Source organism: Falsihalocynthiibacter sp. S25ZX9 (assembly GCF_041205405.1).
GTDB classification, from domain to species: Bacteria; Pseudomonadota; Alphaproteobacteria; order Rhodobacterales; family Rhodobacteraceae; genus Falsihalocynthiibacter; species Falsihalocynthiibacter arcticus.
Genome location: NZ_JBGFCD010000228.1, coordinates 1 through 305, shown reverse-complemented (window position 1 = coordinate 305; position 305 = coordinate 1). Strand labels below are relative to the sequence as shown.

Here is a 305-nt window from a genome sequence, read left to right as displayed (position 1 = left end):
AAGGACTTTGCACCGATGGCCGCTCTGTTAAGAATGAACTCAATCAAAAAAGCATTTAACGGTGTTCCAGCTCTTTCCGGTGCATCGATCGAACTTGAGCGCGTGGAAGTTCATGCGCTGATTGGTCAAAATGGTGCGGGAAAGTCCACCATGATCAAGGTGTTGACTGGAGTCTACCGCCGCGATGGAGGCACTGTCGATTTCAATGGAGCCAAAAGCGTTCTGACAAACCCGCGCGAAGCGCAAGCCGCAGGCATCGCCACGATCAATGAAGGTCCCAAACCGCTTGGGCTCATAGCCCATAA

The 305-nt window shown here is 52.1% G+C and carries 1 protein-coding gene; it reads left to right on the top strand.

Features of this window, described 5'->3' with window-relative positions; translation table 11 throughout:
• Positions 1 to 33: 33 nt before the first annotated feature.
• Positions 34 to 305 (top strand): ATP-binding cassette domain-containing protein (locus tag AB9F29_RS22035; protein WP_369757267.1); only part of this gene is annotated, 272 nt, incomplete at its 3' end.